Origin of the sequence: Bordetella genomosp. 4 (genome assembly GCF_002261185.1) — a bacterium.
GTDB lineage: Bacteria > Pseudomonadota > Gammaproteobacteria > Burkholderiales > Burkholderiaceae_B > Bordetella_A.
The window spans coordinates 160,890-178,001 of the sequence record NZ_NEVQ01000013.1 but is presented as its reverse complement, the minus strand read 5'-3'; the positions used below and the strand labels follow the sequence as shown (position 1 = coordinate 178,001).

15 protein-coding genes are annotated in these 17,112 nt (G+C 59.7%); 5 read left to right on the top strand and 10 right to left on the bottom strand.

All coding sequences use genetic code 11. The features are described 5' to 3' along the window. Positions 1 to 6: 6 nt before the first annotated feature. Positions 7 to 915, bottom strand: coding sequence for an aldo/keto reductase (locus CAL20_RS11085; protein ID WP_094837874.1), 909 nt, complete (start codon positions 913 to 915; stop codon positions 7 to 9). A gap of 215 nt (positions 916 to 1,130) precedes the next feature. Here CAL20_RS11085 and CAL20_RS11080 point away from each other — a divergent pair, with 215 nt between their 5' ends. Beyond that, on the top strand, positions 1,131 to 2,015 hold the full coding sequence (locus CAL20_RS11080; RefSeq protein ID WP_094837873.1) for a hypothetical protein: 885 nt from the start codon (positions 1,131 to 1,133) through the stop codon (positions 2,013 to 2,015). After that, the gene (locus CAL20_RS11075) at positions 2,005 to 2,811 is read left to right on the top strand and encodes an FxLYD domain-containing protein (protein ID WP_094837872.1); all 807 of its coding nucleotides are present in this window, start codon (positions 2,005 to 2,007) and stop codon (positions 2,809 to 2,811) included. Before CAL20_RS11080 ends, CAL20_RS11075 begins: the two co-directional genes overlap by 11 nt. A gap of 70 nt (positions 2,812 to 2,881) precedes the next feature. Here CAL20_RS11075 and speD read toward each other — a convergent pair whose 3' ends face one another. From speD to CAL20_RS11055, 5 genes are all read right to left on the bottom strand, one after another. Then, a complete protein-coding gene (speD, locus tag CAL20_RS11070; protein WP_094821055.1) occupies positions 2,882 to 3,232 on the bottom strand; it encodes an adenosylmethionine decarboxylase in 351 nt (116 codons plus the stop codon). After that, a complete protein-coding gene (locus CAL20_RS25610) occupies positions 3,229 to 3,369 on the bottom strand; it encodes a hypothetical protein (protein WP_179266655.1) in 141 nt (46 codons plus the stop codon). The genes speD and CAL20_RS25610 overlap by 4 nt, the downstream gene beginning before the upstream one ends. Before the next feature lie 3 nt (positions 3,370 to 3,372). Further along, the gene (locus tag CAL20_RS11065) at positions 3,373 to 4,842 is read right to left on the bottom strand and encodes a DUF4178 domain-containing protein (RefSeq protein ID WP_094837871.1); all 1,470 of its coding nucleotides are present in this window, start codon (positions 4,840 to 4,842) and stop codon (positions 3,373 to 3,375) included. 6 nt (positions 4,843 to 4,848) lie between these two features. Beyond that, entirely contained in the window at positions 4,849 to 5,883 is a 1,035-nt protein-coding gene (locus CAL20_RS11060) for an SPFH domain-containing protein (RefSeq protein ID WP_094821053.1), read from the bottom strand. A 93-nt stretch (positions 5,884 to 5,976) separates the two neighbouring features. Further along, positions 5,977 to 6,363: a DUF350 domain-containing protein gene (locus CAL20_RS11055; RefSeq protein WP_094838366.1), complete on the bottom strand. Its 387-nt coding sequence runs from the start codon at positions 6,361 to 6,363 to the stop codon at positions 5,977 to 5,979. Positions 6,364 to 6,445: 82 nt separating this feature from the next. Between CAL20_RS11055 and CAL20_RS11050 the strand changes: the two genes are divergently transcribed. Both CAL20_RS11050 and CAL20_RS11045 read left to right on the top strand, forming a co-directional pair. Beyond that, entirely contained in the window at positions 6,446 to 7,957 is a 1,512-nt protein-coding gene (locus CAL20_RS11050) for a polyamine aminopropyltransferase (RefSeq protein WP_094837870.1), read from the top strand. Between the two features lie 85 nt (positions 7,958 to 8,042). After that, entirely contained in the window at positions 8,043 to 9,668 is a 1,626-nt protein-coding gene (locus tag CAL20_RS11045) for an FAD-dependent oxidoreductase (RefSeq protein WP_094837869.1), read from the top strand. Between the two features lie 478 nt (positions 9,669 to 10,146). Here CAL20_RS11045 and CAL20_RS11040 read toward each other — a convergent pair whose 3' ends face one another. Together CAL20_RS11040 and CAL20_RS11035 are read right to left on the bottom strand one after the other, a co-directional pair. Next, positions 10,147 to 12,444 carry a cytochrome P450/oxidoreductase gene (locus CAL20_RS11040; RefSeq protein WP_094837868.1) on the bottom strand — a complete coding sequence of 766 codons (2,298 nt, stop codon included), beginning with the start codon at positions 12,442 to 12,444 and terminating at the stop codon, positions 10,147 to 10,149. 165 nt (positions 12,445 to 12,609) lie between these two features. Beyond that, positions 12,610 to 13,587: a Bug family tripartite tricarboxylate transporter substrate binding protein gene (locus CAL20_RS11035; protein ID WP_094821049.1), complete on the bottom strand. Its 978-nt coding sequence runs from the start codon at positions 13,585 to 13,587 to the stop codon at positions 12,610 to 12,612. 121 nt (positions 13,588 to 13,708) lie between these two features. Between CAL20_RS11035 and CAL20_RS11030 the strand changes: the two genes are divergently transcribed. Then, the gene (locus CAL20_RS11030) at positions 13,709 to 14,527 is read left to right on the top strand and encodes an IclR family transcriptional regulator (protein WP_094821048.1); all 819 of its coding nucleotides are present in this window, start codon (positions 13,709 to 13,711) and stop codon (positions 14,525 to 14,527) included. A gap of 65 nt (positions 14,528 to 14,592) precedes the next feature. Here the strand turns inward: CAL20_RS11030 and CAL20_RS11025 are convergent, their stop codons facing one another. Continuing rightward, positions 14,593 to 14,796: a hypothetical protein gene (locus CAL20_RS11025; protein WP_141217671.1), complete on the bottom strand. Its 204-nt coding sequence runs from the start codon at positions 14,794 to 14,796 to the stop codon at positions 14,593 to 14,595. A 57-nt stretch (positions 14,797 to 14,853) separates the two neighbouring features. After that, the gene (locus tag CAL20_RS11020; RefSeq protein ID WP_094837867.1) at positions 14,854 to 17,112 is read right to left on the bottom strand and encodes a xanthine dehydrogenase family protein molybdopterin-binding subunit; all 2,259 of its coding nucleotides are present in this window, start codon (positions 17,110 to 17,112) and stop codon (positions 14,854 to 14,856) included.

Here is a 17,112-nt window from a genome sequence, read left to right as displayed (position 1 = left end):
GCGTTATCAGGCGAACATCGATTGCAGCGATCGACGTTGCTCTGCCGTCAATGGCTGTCCATATCCCGCTCTCAGGTTGTCGCTCTGCCGGTCGGGGCGGCTGGTCGCCGGGATCACCGCGGTCACCGCGGGCGGACTGATCGCGAATCGCAAGAATGCCTGGGCCCACGACGTGATACCCGCCTCGGCCGCCCAGCCGGGCAAGGCCTTGCCGCCCACTTCGCGAAACAGCCGGCCATCCTCAAAGGCACGATTGACCAATACGGCGATGCCGAGGTTCTGCGCCAACGGAAATAAACGCTTTTCCGCACCCGTGGCGATTACCGAATAATTGATCTGCAGAAAATCGGGCTTGGAGGCCTGCACGGCATCCGCCAATTCGTCATGCGCTCCCTCGTAATAGTGAGTCAGGCCCGAATATCGGACGACGCCTCGGGCCTTGAGTTCTTGGATCAAAGCCAATTGCGTGCGCCAATCCCGCAGGTTATGTACCTGCAGCAGCTCGACCTTGTCTGTTTTCAAACGCCGCAGTGATTCCTGAAACTGGGCTCGCCCCGCCTCACGGCCCGATGTGCCGATCTTGGTGCAGAGAAACGCCTTGTCGCGCAAGCCCAGCTCGGCCAGCAAATCACCGATCACCGTTTCCGATTGCCCATAGCTGGGCGCCGTGTCGATCACCGAGGCGCCTGCAGCGAAAAATCGGCGCATCACCTCGCGTAGCGGCGCCCGTTCTTGTTCGGTATCGCCCACATTAAAACTGTCCGCCGTTCCCATTCCAATCACGGGCACCGTTTGACCGGACGAGGGAATACGCCGTGTGTTCATCGCGGTATCAGCCGTCATCGCCATGCCAGGCAGTTGAATCCCGGCGCCCAATGCGGACAGGCCATAGACAAAGCGGCGGCGTGTGAACATGCGGGCACTCCTTGGGCAAATGACGAGAGGCACTGAACTGCTCTTATAACCGCCGCATAGCGCGATGCCAACAGCGACCCGTTGACGATGCGGCCCTGCTTTTGTTCGCATTTTGTAATATTTTGATGCGAGCCCGCTCCGCGACATTTTCTGTCCCGGGTTATCCTTGCGCCCCAGGATGATCACCCCTGCCCGCGTAAAGCGGGGCTGCGCGCATGCCCACCAAACGTACGACCATCAACACCATCACCCTGACCTGCTCCACCTGCGGCAGCAGCCAGTTCACCAAGCTCGCGACCAACGAATATCGGTGCAATCACTGCCAGGCCGTCACACTGGTCGAGGACGATGTTGCACAGCGGCTGGAAAAAATCCTGCGGGGCATGCAACAACCCCAGCCGACGCCGGTGCACATCAAGCCGGCTGCGATTGCCATCATTATCGTCGCCGTGGCGGCGATTTTCCTGGTGCCGCTGGTGATGACGCTGCTGCACGATTCCCGGACGCCCACCCCTCGATACGAGCCTGAAAAGCCCATCGATCCAGGCCTGGTCAAGCTCACCAACGTACAGAACATCAAAACCGGTCGTGGCCGCGAGCTGGTCATGCTCATGCACAACGACACGGGCCGCGACATCAGCGCACCGAACGTATCGGCGACCTTTTACCGCGATGCGTTGACGTTGAGCAGCACCTCGGGCTCGACGATTGCCAACACGCTGCTGCCCGGTGAATATGCGCCTGTCCGCTTGTCGATGCCTGATGAGCCGTTTACGCGCTACGAATTGAAGGTCGAACGCGTTTCTCCGACGAACCGTATCAGCCGCGCCGTCGTGGCGGAAAAGGTGCAACTCGTCCTCAATGACGGCACCTATCGTTTAGTCGGTTTGGCACGCAACATCGAGATGGGCACTGCGCGCAGCGCCAGAATTGTCGTCACCCTGTATGGCAAGGACGGCCGCATCATAGGCGTGGGTTCGGGTTATGGCGTTGCCAACGAGCTGGGGCCCAATGCCGCCACGCCGTTCGATGTGCATTGCGATATGTTCAGCGACGAGAAAGTCGCGTCTTATGACTATATGGTGCAAAGTGAAGGCTAGCCGCTACACCGCCGCGCTGCTGGCCGGCATGATTCCCTCGTTGGCGTTTGCACAAGCAACAGAAGTCCCGCCAACACCCAGTCCGTCTCGCATCATTCGCGTCGATCCGGCCAATGTACGGGTCATCGACCATCTGCGCCTCAGTACCGAAGAATTGCTGGATGAGAACTTCAAGTTTTTCGATAGTTCCGTCATGGCTGTCGTCGATCCGCATCGGCTGCCCAGCGAAATCGGACGTTCGCAGCTGTATCTGGAGTTCGTCAATACCAGCAAAGACACCATCATGGTCGATCCCAACGTGACGATGGCGTTTTTCGACGGGTCGACGGCGATCGGGTTGCGTCACGAGTGGACGATGCCCAGCACGATCTATCCCGGCGAGCGTGTGCCGATGATTTTCACGGGCGAGCGCTTTAACAAGATCACAGAAATCAAGGCAGACTGGCAACCCGCCAAACCCTCCGCCCTGCCCGGTCCACGTCCGAAACTGAAAGTCACCATCGAGAAAACCGATGCAGGTATCGGCGGCGGCACCTTGAATTTCACATACCGCTATCAGTACAAGTATGTGACAGTCTTCGGCCGTGTGCTCAACGAATCACAAAGCGATGTCGACGAAATCCGCGTGTGGGTCAGCCTGTACGATGCCAAAGATCATCTGACGGGTGCGCGCTACGAAGAACTGCGTGTGCCGACGCTCAAGCCAGGCGAAAGCGTGCCGTTTCAATTCGACGTCAAACAGCATGGCGCCAATTTTGCACGCGTCGCGGTTATCTATGATGCCGAGGCGCAGTAGCCGTCACAGACTGAGCCCTCATTCGCCGCTTGGCATCAGGACTACCAGCGCCGCCGCTGCGCGCAGGCTTTTATCCTCGCTCCACACACGTAACGTGCTCGCTGCCGGGCCGAAGCACGTCGCGGATATGCTGCAGCGCGAGTTCTGGTTGCGCATGACCGCACATGAAGACATCCAGCGCCGCAAAGCCATGTTCGGGCCAAGTGTGAATACTGATGTGCGATTCGCTCAGCATGACGACACCGGTAACGCCGGCCTGCTCGCCAAAATGATGGAAATGCGCGCCCAGCACGTGGGCACCGGCCTGCCGTGCCGCCTGGATCAAGGCGTCTTGCAGAGCCTCGGCGTCCATCAATAGCGGCGCGGCTATTCCTCGCAAGTCAGCCAGCAAATGACGGCCGGGCGTGGCATGCACAATCATTTATGACTGCCGCCCGAAGACCAGCCGGAGCCGCTGGAGCCGCCCCACGAGCTGGACCCGCCGCTCGATGTGGTGGGACTGATGGACATTGTCAGCACGACAACGGCGGCATAGATGATGTACAGAATCTTTCCCATCGATCAGTCGCCCTGTCCGAAAAACTTGTCCGCCAGGACAGCGGGAATCCATAACAGAATCACGCCCATGATCAGGAAAGGCAGCTTGCCGCTGAAAATGCTGGAGAAGTTGAAAAACAGCATGGCTATCGTGGCACGGCCAGCCCAGGTGCGATACCCTGTGACGCTGGTACCCGAGGAATAGGCTCTCTGATTGGCCAATTCGGGTTGGCCGAACCATTGCGCCAACGACGCCGGATTGACCGGTGTCGACATGGACCATCCCAATTCGTTCTCGGATTCTTCACGCGTCAGTTTGCGGCCGCCGGATTGGTAATCCGAAATCTGGGTAGTGTCGCCGACCTTGACGCGCCAATTGAATGCGCCCAGGGCCAGTGTGACCCTGGACGTATAGTCGTACAGTTTCCGATAGGGCTTGCCCAGCCAATTGATGCTGCTGTTGTTATTACGCGTGGGCCAGGTATCGCAGACACTTACGCGCTCCCAGCCATCCTCGGATTCGACGAGCCACAGAAAACCTTTTTGGGAGTTGAACAGCAGATACTCGATCCAGTCGGAGGGCTCCTCCGGATCTGGGTCTTCGCATTTCAACAAGCCGATCAGGGTATATTCCGCACCATCGATCTTTGCTTTTGCGCCCAGGGCCAACGTGGTCTTGATGGCTTTGAGCTTGCGTTGCTGCTCGATGACCTTGGCCGTGTCTTCGGTACAATCCACCACCGCCATGCAGGATGGACACACAACCTGTGTCGCCATCGCCGCCACAAAACTGATCGGTGCGCCGCAGTTGGGGCAGTCCAGCGCATGGATTTTGCCGCGAAAACGCCCCGCGGTTTCCTCGACCTGTGCGTCGCTGCGCAACGACGCCGCCTGCATGTCCGCCAGATCAAACGCCTTGCCCACATAGAGTTCGGGCGTGTCGCCGTCGGAATAATCGAGCGTCAAAAAAGCATTGACACTGCGATAGTCCGCGACGCGGGCCTGCCAGCCGTCTCCCGGAACAAACGGCAATTCGCCCTGTGCCCCGGTCGCGCGGCAAGTCCGTACATCAGCGGCCAAAAAAATCTGGCCATCGAGGTTGAACACACCGCCGGGCTTGATGCTGTCGAACGATGGGAATTCCGGCGGGTTCTTGGCCCGGCGCGTATGCGTGACCGCATACTGGCCAGAGGCATCGGACAGCCAGCCATCGGTGCCGTCGTCGAACCAGATATACCACTCGTTCCAAAAGCCATCGTCGTAGCGCATCTGGATACGCCCGATGACGTCAAAACGCTTTTTGTCGTAGACGCCCGCGGCCCCGACGCAAATCGGAGAATAGTCTTCCAGCACATCGGTCATTTCGCCAATGCGCTTGACCGACTCCGCATCCTTGAGCAAGGTGCTGCGGCATGCCCCGCACACCGCCATGACGGAGGCCGTGGAGGTAAATTTGACCGGTGCACCGCACTGCGGACACAGAACCTGCTGCATCGTTTTTTAACTGGTGAGTTTCTTGAGCACCTCGGCTTTGGCCGAGTCGTAGTCCGCAATGGTGATCAGTCCTTTGTCCAGCAGATCCTTCAGTTGCTGCAGGCGTTGGACAGGGTCGGCGCCGCCCGCTGCACCAGCTGCTGCGCCGGCTCCGGTTGCGGCGCCTGACGCAGCCGCGCCAGCCCCGGGAACCAGCCCCTGCGCCATCGTCTGCCCCAACGCTGCACCGGCGGCCAGGCCCGCACCGATACCTGCGATGCCACCTTCGTTCTGCGCCGCCATCGGAATGGAGCTGGCGGTCTGGTATTGGGTGTACTTGCCCAGGTCGCCCGTCATCCCGATCGAGATCCGCGTGTCCAGCGCCTTTTGCAGTTCCTCGGGCAAAGACACATTTTCGACGGTGAAGTTATCGAGCTTGACGCCATACCGATCGAACACAGGCCCGAGCGCCTCGGCGATTTTTTGGGACATCAGGCCCTGATTGGCCGCGATATCCAAAAAGGCGACGTTCGATCCGCCCAGCGCCGTCGTCATGGCCGCCACCACCATATTGCGCAGCTGCAATTCCAGATCGTCAACAGTAAAGACATCGCGTGTACCACTGATCTCGCGATAGAACTTGGCCGGATCGGAAATGAGATACGAATACACCCCAAAGGCGCGCAGCCGCACCATGCCGAACTCGCTGTCGCGTATCGTCACGGGCTGCGCAGTGCCCCATCGCCGCCCCAGCTGCAACCGGGTGCTGAAGAAAATCACATCCGACTTGAACGGCGACTCAAAGAGCTTGTCCCAATTTTTCAGATACGTCAGCACCGGCAGCGTCTGTGTGGTCAGCTTGTACATGCCGGGGCCGAACACGTCCGCGATCTGGCCTTCGTTGACGAACACCGCCATCTGCGACTCGCGGACGGTCAGGCTGGCGCCGTACTGGATTTCAAAATCCTGCATGGGATGACGCCAGGCGAGCACGCCATCGGTGTCCTCATTCCATTGCAGGATGTCAATAAACTGTTTGCGGATAAATGAACCGAGACCCATACGAGGCTCCTTTCCGAAAGATAAAAACATGCCGGGCATATCGTGCGGCGCGCGATGCCCATCAGGCATGTCAGCGCGCGACGATATTTCCGATCAGGTCAAGCACCCAGCATTCACCACGCCTGCCGACAGCGAAATCAGGCCCAACAGGCCGCCCATGGCAATGTTGTTTTCCTCGATAGCCTCATTCATCCCGCGTATTCCGCGCGAAACCACGGCATAGACGATGATCTGCACCGCCATCGCGGCAAAGCCCCATACGAGAAACATCACAAAGGTGGCGTGCACCGCGATACTGACGCATACGGTCAGGCTGAATCCCAGCAACGCACCTCCAAATGACAAGAGGGCCGCGATATTTCCGGCGCGCACCAAGGCGAACTCGTTATAGCGGGTGATGGCCGTATAGATCGCGGTAAAGACGCCAAGCATGGCCAATGCCGAAACGATATACACCAAATAGAGCAGCACAGGATGCAGTTCCATCTCTTCCCTTTTCCTAATTTGTGCGCAGTATATAGCGCCGTTGGATATACTGCGCGCACCTTGCCTCGGAAACCCCATGCGCGACCGCGTCCTTATCCTGTCAGTCCTGATTGTCGCCTCTTGCGGGCTAGGCTACGAACTCATCAGCAGTGCGCTGGCCAGCTACCTGCTGGGCGACTCCATCCTGCAATTTTCCTCCGTCATCGGATGCTATTTGTTCGCGATGGGCATAGGTTCATGGCTGTCAAAATATGTAAAAGATGAAGACGTTTTGAATCGATTTATCGATGTCGAAATGTTGGTTGCCTTGCTGGGCGGCGTCTCTGCTGCAGCGTTGTTTCTGGTCTTTGCCTGGCTGTCGGCGCCTTTTCGGGCGGCGCTGTATGCCGGGGTCTTCATTATTGGATTGATGGTCGGCATGGAAATTCCGTTGGTCATGCGGATTTTCAACCAGCGCAAAGCCGAGTTTCGGGAAATCGTCAGCCGTGTGCTGACTTTCGATTATCTGGGTGCGTTGGCCGTATCGCTGATCTTTCCGCTGTTGCTGGCCCCTCGCCTGGGGTTGCTGCGCACCAGTTTCCTGTTCGGCATGCTCAATGCTGGCGTCGCGTTGTGGACCACATGGCTGTTCCGCACAGAGGTACGCCGGCCAGCCGAGCGCGCACTGCGTTGTGCGGTGATAATGGGCCTGCTGACATTGGGCTTTGCCTATTCGGGCCAGATGACTACGTGGGCCGAGAAGGGCCTGTATGGAGACGAAGTCATCCACGCCGAGACCACCCCGTATCAGCGGCTGGCGGTCACGCGTTGGCACGATGATTTGCGCTTGTACATCAACGGAAATCTGCAGTTCTCCTCGCGCGACGAACATCGTTATCACGAGTCTCTGGTGCACCCCGGTTTAGAGGCCCTGCCCTGGGCGCGCAACGTCCTGGTACTGGGCGGCGGCGACGGCTTGGCCGTGCGCGAGATCCTCAAGCACAAGCAGATCGAGCACGTCACGCTGGTCGACCTGGATGCTGCCATGACGGGCCTGTTCATGCGTTCCGAGCCGCTCGTCAAGCTGAACCGCAATGCCCTGAACGATCCCCGCGTGACTGTCATCAACGAAGACGCAGGCCGCTGGCTGGAAAGCCATGCCGAGGTCTACGATTTTATTGTGGTCGATTTTCCCGATCCGTCTAATTTCGGGCTGGGCCGTTTGTATTCGGTACCGGTCTATCATCTGATGGCTCGGCATCTGGCGGAAAACGGCTATATGGTGATCCAATCCACCTCGCCCTATTTCGCGCCGCGTTCGTTCTGGAGCATTGACGCCACCTTGAAAGAGGCGGGTCTGCACACGTGGCCCTATCATGTGTACGTACCGTCCTTCGGTGACTGGGGCTTTATTCTGGCCAGCAAGCGCAAGGACTACACCGTCCCGGAAAAACTGACCGTACCCACGCGTTACCTGGATAGCGTCGCGATGAAAGAGCTATTCCATTTCCCCGCGGACATGCCCGCGCTGGCGATGCCGCCGAATCGCTTGAACGAACAATCTCTCGTGCGTCATTTCGACGAAGATTGGCGCCAGGTTATACGTTAATGAGCTCGGATATCGTACGCGAGCGCGTCCATCAGGATAGGGTGCCCTTGATTGCCGGCATTTCCATTTGCTGTGGGTTCGCATAATGCGTCGGCGCAGCTTTCTGATAGGCGCCGCCACGGCGACTGTAGCAGGCGCTGCGGGCTATTACCGGTCTCGCATCGTGGAGGTTCCGGCGCAGGTCCACTATCCCGGTATGGAAACCGGTCACCACTTGCGTGATGGCACAGCTTTACCGTCATCCACTGCCGATCGGCGGCATGACGTGGCGATTCTGGGATCGGGCGTCGCGGGCCTGTCGTGCGCATGGAAACTCGTGCGCGAGGGACACAGACATTTCGTCGTGGTGCAAGGCCCTGAATTCGGCGGGAACGCTGCTGGCGGACAATTCGAAGATCTGGCCTATCCCACCGGTGCGCACTACCTGCCATTGCCGTCATTGGAATCCGCTCATGTCTGCGAGATGCTCGCGGATTTCGGGATCATTCAGAACGGAGCGAATACCGAACATCCCTATTACGACGAGTCGATACTGGCCCACTCACCGCAAGAACGTCTATATCGCCATGGCCGTTGGGAGAGCGACCTGCTACCCATGAGCGGCCTACCCGAGGACGACGTCGCGCAGCATCTCCGTTTTATTGCCTATACCGAAACGCTGCGCACCGCACGCGGGCAGGATGGGCGCAAGGTCTTTGCCATTCCCTTGTCGTTATCGTCGCAAGATGCCGTCTGGCGCGAACTGGACACACTCACGTTCCGTCAATGGCTGAAGCGCGAGCGCTACACCTCACCGGCCTTGCTGTGGTACTTGAACTACTGCACTCGCGACGACTACGGCGCGGGCATCGACACGGTCTCTGCGTGGGCTGGCCTGCACTATTTCGCTAGCCGCGATGGCCATGCTGCGAACGCAGCCGATGGCGCTGTCTTGACTTGGCCGGATGGCCTGGCGTCGTTGTCACGGATGATGTGCGATGCGATTACGCGCAAGCTGGGTCACACGAATTGGTTGTTGCCCGGGACGGCAGCTCGAATCACAGAAGCGCGCGGCAAAGTCGAAGTCTTGTGCGTCGATGACCATACATCAGCCTATACGGTCCATGCACAACGCGTAGTCTGTGCCATGCCGTTGTTTGTCGCACAGCGTCTATTGCCCGATATTCGCGCGTACGGATATGACCCTGCTATTCACACGAGTCCACATGCGGCTTGGCTGGTCTCGAATTTCGTGATGGACGGCTATCCCAAAGAGGCAGAAGGCGAGCCATTGTCCTGGGATAACGTGGTCTATCAAGGCAACGCACTTGGCTACGTGGTGTCAACGCACCAACTGCTGCGCGTAGCGCCGTCTCCCCGTACCGTTTTCTCTGCTTATCAAGCGTTAAGCCGCTTCACCCCTGCTCAAGCACGGGACTGGTTGACCCAAGCCAGTCCCGAAACTTTACGTGCCGAGGCCGCGGCTGACTTGCTGACCGTCTATGGTGATGAATTTTGGCGGCACACTCAACGGCTCGATATCACGGTGCGGGGCCATGCGATGGCAACGCCTGTGCCTGGTTATTTAAGCAACCGCGGTTTGACTGCGTTGCAGGAGGCCGACAGAGCTGTCTTGTTCGCCCATGCCGATTTGTCCGGCTATTCGGTTTTTGAAGAGGCGTCTTGGTGGGGGATTAGAGCGGCGGGGCGGATTCTTGGTGGGATTGGGTAGATGTTCTTGGTCGTTTTTCCAGAGTACGAGCATGCTATGGATACGCCCCCGGAAAAAATGCCCTATGCATCATCGCCGCAAGCATCAAACGCAGCCAAACAGATCTTCCAACCAGGCACCACGCCACCCCTCCCGCATACCCGGACCGATCGCTTGAGGTAGGCGCGCTGGGCGCCTGCCGAAAGCAGCACCGCAAGATCTTTCTCTCTACCAACGCGGCTACAGAAAAACGCCAAGCAAGAAAGTCGTGCCAGCGATGCAGAGAATTCTAATTGCTGCCAGTCGAGCCGAGGCAATCGGCCCGGCTGGGCGCCTCAAAGTCGAGTGGAGCGGACGCTGAAGGGAGGCCCGAAGGGGCCGGACGAAGCGAGCGAACACGGTGTCCGGCGCCCGCGCGCCGGACCGACTTTGTGAAGCCCGGCCGGGCCGATTGCCTCGGCTCGACGACCAATAGAACCACCATCCCCCGCACAAACGCCTACAGTTCCAACACAATCCGCCCCCCATTCCGAGCCCGAGAACAGCAACTCATCATCTTGCCATTCCCTTCCCGCTCAGCCCGGGTCAGCACCACATCCCGATGATCAATATCCCCCGCCAAGACCCGCACCTCACACGACCCGCACAGCCCTTCCTCGCAGTCGCTTTGCACATCGATATTAGCCGCCCGTAACGCCGTCAACAGCGTCTGATCTGCCGGTACGGTAACTACCAACCCAGAGTCCTTGAGCTCGGCCTCAAACGCCTGTTCTTTAGACGGATCCAGCGACCCCAGCGTGGAATGAAAATGCTCCACCCGCAGCGTATCCTCCGGCCAATGCACACAGGCCGATTTCAAAGCTTCTAACATACGCTCCGGACCACACGCATACACCTGGGTCCCGACAGCAGGCCGCGCCAACAACGCCGCGAAATCATTCCGCGCGCCCTCTTCCGACACATACACACGCAAACGCTCACCATGCAACTGCTGCAGTTGCGTCAACAACGCCATGCCGTCACGCGACCGGCCGCTGTAATGCAGTTCGTAATCAATGCCCAGATCACGCGCGCGACGGGCCATGGCGCTGATCGGTGTAATGCCTATGCCACCCGCGATAAAGACCGCCCGAGGCGTCGTTTCATCCAATCGGAAATGACTGCGCGGCCCACGAATACGCAAACGCGTGCCCGGTTTTGCAAACTCATGCACCCAGGCAGACCCTCCGCGGCTCTCTGTCTCTCGCAATACCGCAATCTGCAGACGCCCTGTTTCCGCAGGGTCGCTGCACAGTGAATATTGACGCGACATCCCCGTATCTCCGCACTCCACATCAATGTGCGCACCAGGCGTCCAACGCGGCAGCGCCTTTCCATCAGGCGAGACCAAGGTCAGCATCACGATGTTTTCAGCAACCGGATCGGCACGCGCCACTACCACCGGCCGCGTCACCGCATGCGTAGACGGCTCGCCAATACGCACCGCCTGACGACGCAACAAAATCTCGGGTCGCGTACGTTCTGGATTCTGACGAGGATCCCATTCGACCCAAACATGCTCCGGCCCACGGAACGACGTATTCGGCACATACGAAAATGCCTGATCGGCCAAGCGCATATGAGGCAAACGGCGCGTGAATTCCTCGAGAAAAATCTGCATCTCCATGCGGGCCAGATTCTTGCCCATGCATTGATGCGAACCATAGCCAAAGGTCAATTGATCGCTGGCATTCTCACGCCGGATATCAAACAGATCTGCATCGGCAAAATGACGCTCGTCATGATTCGCTGACGAGCTGACAATCAATAATTTCGATCCTGCCGGGATCGGCGTTCCCGCAATATTCGTGTCGCGCGTGACCAACCGTCGCCATGCCGCGACCGAGCCGTTATGACGCAGGCATTCCTCTACCGCGTTGGGAATCAGGGATGGATCTTCGCAGATATCACGCCAGGCATCCGGGTGCTGCAGCAGCAATTTGACGGCATTGGCCGATGCATTGGCCGTCGTCTCATGTGCCGCGACAATGCCAGCCATCATCATCGAATGCAGATAAGAGTCCGTGACCACATCGGGATAGTCTTTTTGCTTGCGTATTCCGTATTGCATCCAGCCCGGCTGGTCGGGATCTTGACGCATCTTGTCCAGGATTTTTCCGGCCAGTTGCCAGAAATTCCCTACTGCGTGGGCAACCGCAACTTGCTCTTCCGGTTTGGGCCGGCCCCACGTATTCACTGTGTGCGCAATGGAATACTGACGCAGCAGATCCATGTCCTCCTCGGGAACGCCGAGGAAATGCAAGGCCACCGTCAAGGGGACTTCCCAGAGCATCTGATCGACGAGATCCGCGCGGCCGTCATTGATGAATCGGTCCACATACTCGCGCGTCAAACGGCGCACCATAGGCTCATGGTGCTTGAGCGCCTCTGGCGTGAAAGGCTCCATCAACGCGCGACGCCGAGGCATGTGCGCCGGCTCATCCTCGTTGACCAATGTGCGGTTCATGGCGTAGCCATAGGATTCCAGCACGGCGTTCGCCTCGGGCCCTGTCGGTGTGATTTTCTCAAGCGCAATCGATGGACTGAACGTCATGTTGTCACGAAAGATCGCCTTGATGTCGTCGTAGCGCGTTACGACCCAATAGCCGAGTTTCGGGCTGTAAAACACCGGCTCCTGCTCGCGCGCCCAGCGGACATAGTCCGGCGGGTCCTGCTGATACGCATCGCCGAATGGATCGAACTCTGCAGCACGAGGGCTCACGTGTACAGGACAGCCGGACGGAGCGGCGTTTGTCATCTGATGCACTGGACAACCTGTGCCAGCAACCGGTTTCGGGTTGTGAGAGTGCGTCGCACCCAACACATCAACGGACCCGGATCGTTGTCCCTCGATCTGGGTTTGTCCTTGGCTGAAACGTGATGACATAACGTCGTTCCTGTAATGCGATAAGGCGAAAGGCGATTAGTCCAGTTTGATATTCAGGTCGCGAATCAGCTTGTGCCAGCGGGCGCGCTCGTCTTTCAGCAGCGCGGCATATTCCGCGGGCGTGTCGCCCACCGGCTCGATGCCGAAGTCCACGAGTTTCTGACGAATGGCGGGATCCTTGATGGTCTCCACCAGTTCATGATTCAGCTTGTCAATGATTGGCTTCGGCGTTGCAGCCGGGACAACAATGCCCACCTGAGCCGCCGCCTCGACATTCTTGTAGCCCAGCTCGGCGAACGTCGGCACATCAGGCAGTTGGGGCAAACGCGTGGAGTTCGCCACTGCCAGCGCGCGGACCTTGCCGCCCTTGATGAACCCGGCACCGGCAGCCAGATCGACCATCATGACAGGAACTTGCCCGCCCGCGACATCAGCCAGCGAGGGCGCGGCGCCTCGATACGGTACGTGCACGAGATTGACGCCAGTTTCGACCTTGAGCAATTCCATCGCCAAATGATGCGGACTGCCAGCACCGGCCGACGCGTAATCCATGCCCTTGGCACTGGCCTTTACCTCGGCGATGAAACCCTTTACATCGGTGGCCTTCAGCGCGGGGCCGGCGACCAGAATCATCGGGAATTTCCCCAGCAGCGTCACAGGCGCCAGGTCTTTCTCGGGGTCATAGGAAAGCTTTGCGTACAACGCCGGATTGAAAACCAGCGTGCCATTGTCGGCCGACAGCATGGTGTAGCCATCCGGCGCCGCACGCGCTGTTTCCGAAGCGCCAATCGCCGTGTTCCCGCCGGGCTTGTTGTCCACCACAATGGTTTGCCCCAGCCGCGGCGACAAGCCCTGACTGATCGTACGCGCCAGGAAATCCGAACCACCGCCGGCGGCATACGGCACGATCCAGCGGATCGGCTTGGACGGATAGTCGTCGGCAAGCGCGGGCGCCGCCGCCGTCATGGTGAGAAGGGAACAGGCAAGCGCGCGAGTAAAACGGCCAAAGGGCATGATTGTCTCCGTGGTGTTGTGGCTGCAAAGCGTAGCGTATTTTGCGTAAATTCTATACGCTATGCGTAATTCGTCAATACGGGATAACCTGTCGTCGGGTTATCTCCCCTTTACGCTCACTATGAACCCTCCGCCCGCTGCCCCCGCTTCTATCCGTCCACGCGAACGCCGCCAACGAGTCCAGGCTGCCGAAACCGGTACCGCCATCCTCAAGGCGTTAGGTAGCCTGGGCGGACGCGCGAGCCTGACATTGATCGCCTCGCATATCGGGGAAAGCCCCGCCAAAGTGCACCGTTATCTCGTGAGCCTCATGGAGGGCGGCCTGGTGAACCAGGACACTTCCACCCAGCAATATTTTCTGGGCTTGGAAACCTTATTACTGGGATTGGCGGCGATGCGGCAGGCAGACCCTATCCGCATGGCGGAGGCCTCCCTGATACGGTTGCGCGAAGAGCTCGAAGTCACCTGCTTTGTCGCAGTGATGGGCAACAAGGGGCCCACCATCGTCCGATTTGAAGAGCCCGGCCTGCCCGTGACCGTCAATGTGCGGGTGGGCTCGGTGCTGCCCATACTCTGGTCGGCCACCGGCCGCGCGTTGCTGGCTGCGTTGAATGACCGCGAGGTATCTGCAATAGCCCAGGCGGAATTACGCGCCGCCACGCCCGCGCAGCGCGCTCTGCTGGACGCCGATGAACCTATCGAGGTGCTGCGCCAGGCCGTGCGTTATGCCGGCTGCGCGTCGGTGCGCGATACCAATCTGCCGGGCATCAGCGCCGTCGCCGCGCCGCTCTACGACTATACGGGCCGCCCCAGAGCGGTACTGACGGCGCTAGGCGCGTCCGGCGGATTCGACCCCTCGCCCGATGGCGTAGTAGGTCAGGCGGTACGCAGAGAAGCCCAGGCCATCAGTCAATTGCTGGGCTATACGGCAGATTCCTGATCGGACTGGGAACGGGGCATGCACGAGCCGCCCGCTCGCGGCGGGCGGCCATGACGCATAGAGGCTTACTTTGAGCCACCCGTAGCGGGGTACCCCGGGCTCGGAGTGTTGCTGTTGTTGTCCGGCACGCTGCCTGGCGGCGGGGGTGGCGCGGAGTTCTGATAGCCCGGGCGGTCGTAGGTACTGCTGCCGTCGTGATCACGGTGGCTGCAGCCCCCCAGCACCAGACCGGCGGCGATGATGGGTAAGGCAAACATACTTAGTTTCATGATGACCTCCTGTTGTGTAGGAGTCGTCTTACCCGCATGTCGCGTACCTGCATCCGATCACAACAGATCTTCGATACGCACCGGCAGATCGCGCACCCGTACGCCCGTGGCATGGTAGACCGCATTCGTGATGGCAGCAGCGATCCCGGCCAAGCCTATTTCGCCTATGCCGCGAGCCCCCACCTCATTCCAGATGAGATCCGGATAATCCAGAAAACTCACATCCAATTGCGGCGCATCGGCATGCGTTGCCATGATGTAGTCCGCGAGGTTGCTGTTGATGGGCGCGCCCGAGCGCGTGTCGTAATGCGTCTGTTCGAACATGGCCATTCCTATGCCCATGACGATGGCGCCTTCGATCTGGTTGCGGCCAGTGCGGGGATTCAGTACGCGGCCGCCATCGATGACCGTCACGACGCGCGTCACGCGCAACCGCGCCGTAGCAGGGTGCCACGCGACCTCTACGAAATGCGCGCCGTACGAATTGATCGAGTACTGTTTCTTCAATGATTTGCCGCTGCCGCCATGGCCCTCGCCCGTCACGCTGGCCACGCCAGCCCTCGTCAATACCTGGGCCAGCGGTACACCGGTGTCGGATTCGTCATCGGCCACGCAGATACGGCCGTCCCGCATCGCGAGGTTCTGTTCCGGCTGGCCGGCATAAGGGCCGTCCTTGCCTACCGCCAGGCGACAGGCTGCCCGCACCGCTTTACGCGTGGCCTCGAGTGCTGCTGGCACGATCGACGCCGTCGCCGCGGACCCTCCTGATACGGGTCCCGGCGGAAACCGCGTATCGCCCAGACCGATCTGGATACGGTCCAGAGCCATGCCGGTTTCTGCGCTCACCAGTTGCGCCAGGATCGTGTACGTGCCCGTGCCGATATCTTGCGTTGCGCAGACCAACCGGGCCGAGCCGTCGGCATGCAAACTGACGCGGGCATCGGTCGGCATGCGCAGACCCGGCCATGAGCACGCGGCCACGCCCCAGCCCACTACCTCGTCGCCGCGGCGCATGGCGCCCACCGCAGGTTGGCGATCTTGCCAGCCGAAACGCTCTGCGCCCTGCTCCAGGCATTCGCGCAGGTGCCTCGACGAAAACGGCATACCAGAGCCTTCGTCATGCTGCGGCTCGTTGCGCAGCCTTAACGCTACCGGGTCAATCTGCAACGCCACGGCCAATTCATCCATGGCCGATTCCAGCGCATACATCCCCGGCACAGCCCCCGGCCCTCGCATCGAAGTTGGCGCGCCCACATGGCGTCGCGCCAGCCCGCCGCACACTTTCAGATTGGGCGTGCTGTACATGCGCGGTGTTGCCTGGCCACACTGTTCCCGGTAATCGTCCAGCATGGACGCCTGACTCAAATAGTGATGCTGCAGCGACACCAGTCTGCCGTCTCGCGTTGCGCCCAGCCGCATGTGCTGGTGAGTGTACGGACGATGCCCTGCGCTATGGAACGTCATGGCGCGGCTGATCACAACCTTGACGGGTCGGCCCATTAAACGTGCAGCCGCGGCTGCCAGCAGCGAATGCGGCCACGGCCACAGCTTGCCGCCAAACCCTGATCCCAGGTAATGCGAGATCACCCGCACGTTTTCTTTGCCAGTACCGAGCATCTGCGCCATCACCTCCCGGTGGTTGACGACGCCCTGCGTAGACTCGTACAAGGTATAGGCCTGCCCATCGAATGCAGCAACGCAGGCATGCAGCTCCATCGAATTGTGGGTCTCGACCGGTGTGGTGTATACCGCGTCGATCTGCACGTCCGCACTCGCATAGGCGGCCGTTGCATCGCCTCGCTCGCTTTCAACGCTGAGAGAGTCTTCTCGGTCTGCACTGTCTGCGCAAGACGCCTCATCCCCCGCCGCAGCACTATCTCGATGACCTGGCGGAGAGACGTTCGGTGTGCTGGCCTCATAAGTAACATGAACCACATTGGCAGCCGCCTGCGCCTGTTCCGGTGTATCGGCCACCACTAGCGCCACGTATTGGCCATAGTAGCGAACGATCTGATCATCCAGTGGTGGGCGGGCCTCGTCGATATTGCCGCTGGCGGCGCGATAGAGCGGCGGCCGGTTGCCATGGTGAATGACGACGTGCACCCCCGGCATCGCCTCGGCCGCTTCCGCATCCAATCTGGTAATGCGGCCATGCGCGATGGTGGCACACACCGGCACGGCGTGCAGCATATCGGGCAGCATGAAATCGGCGGCGTAGCGCGCTGCGCCGCTGACCTTGAGCGGACCATCGATGCGGACGCTGGGCCGGCCGATGACATCAGGGTGAGCAAGCATAGATTGAGCCATCACGCGCAT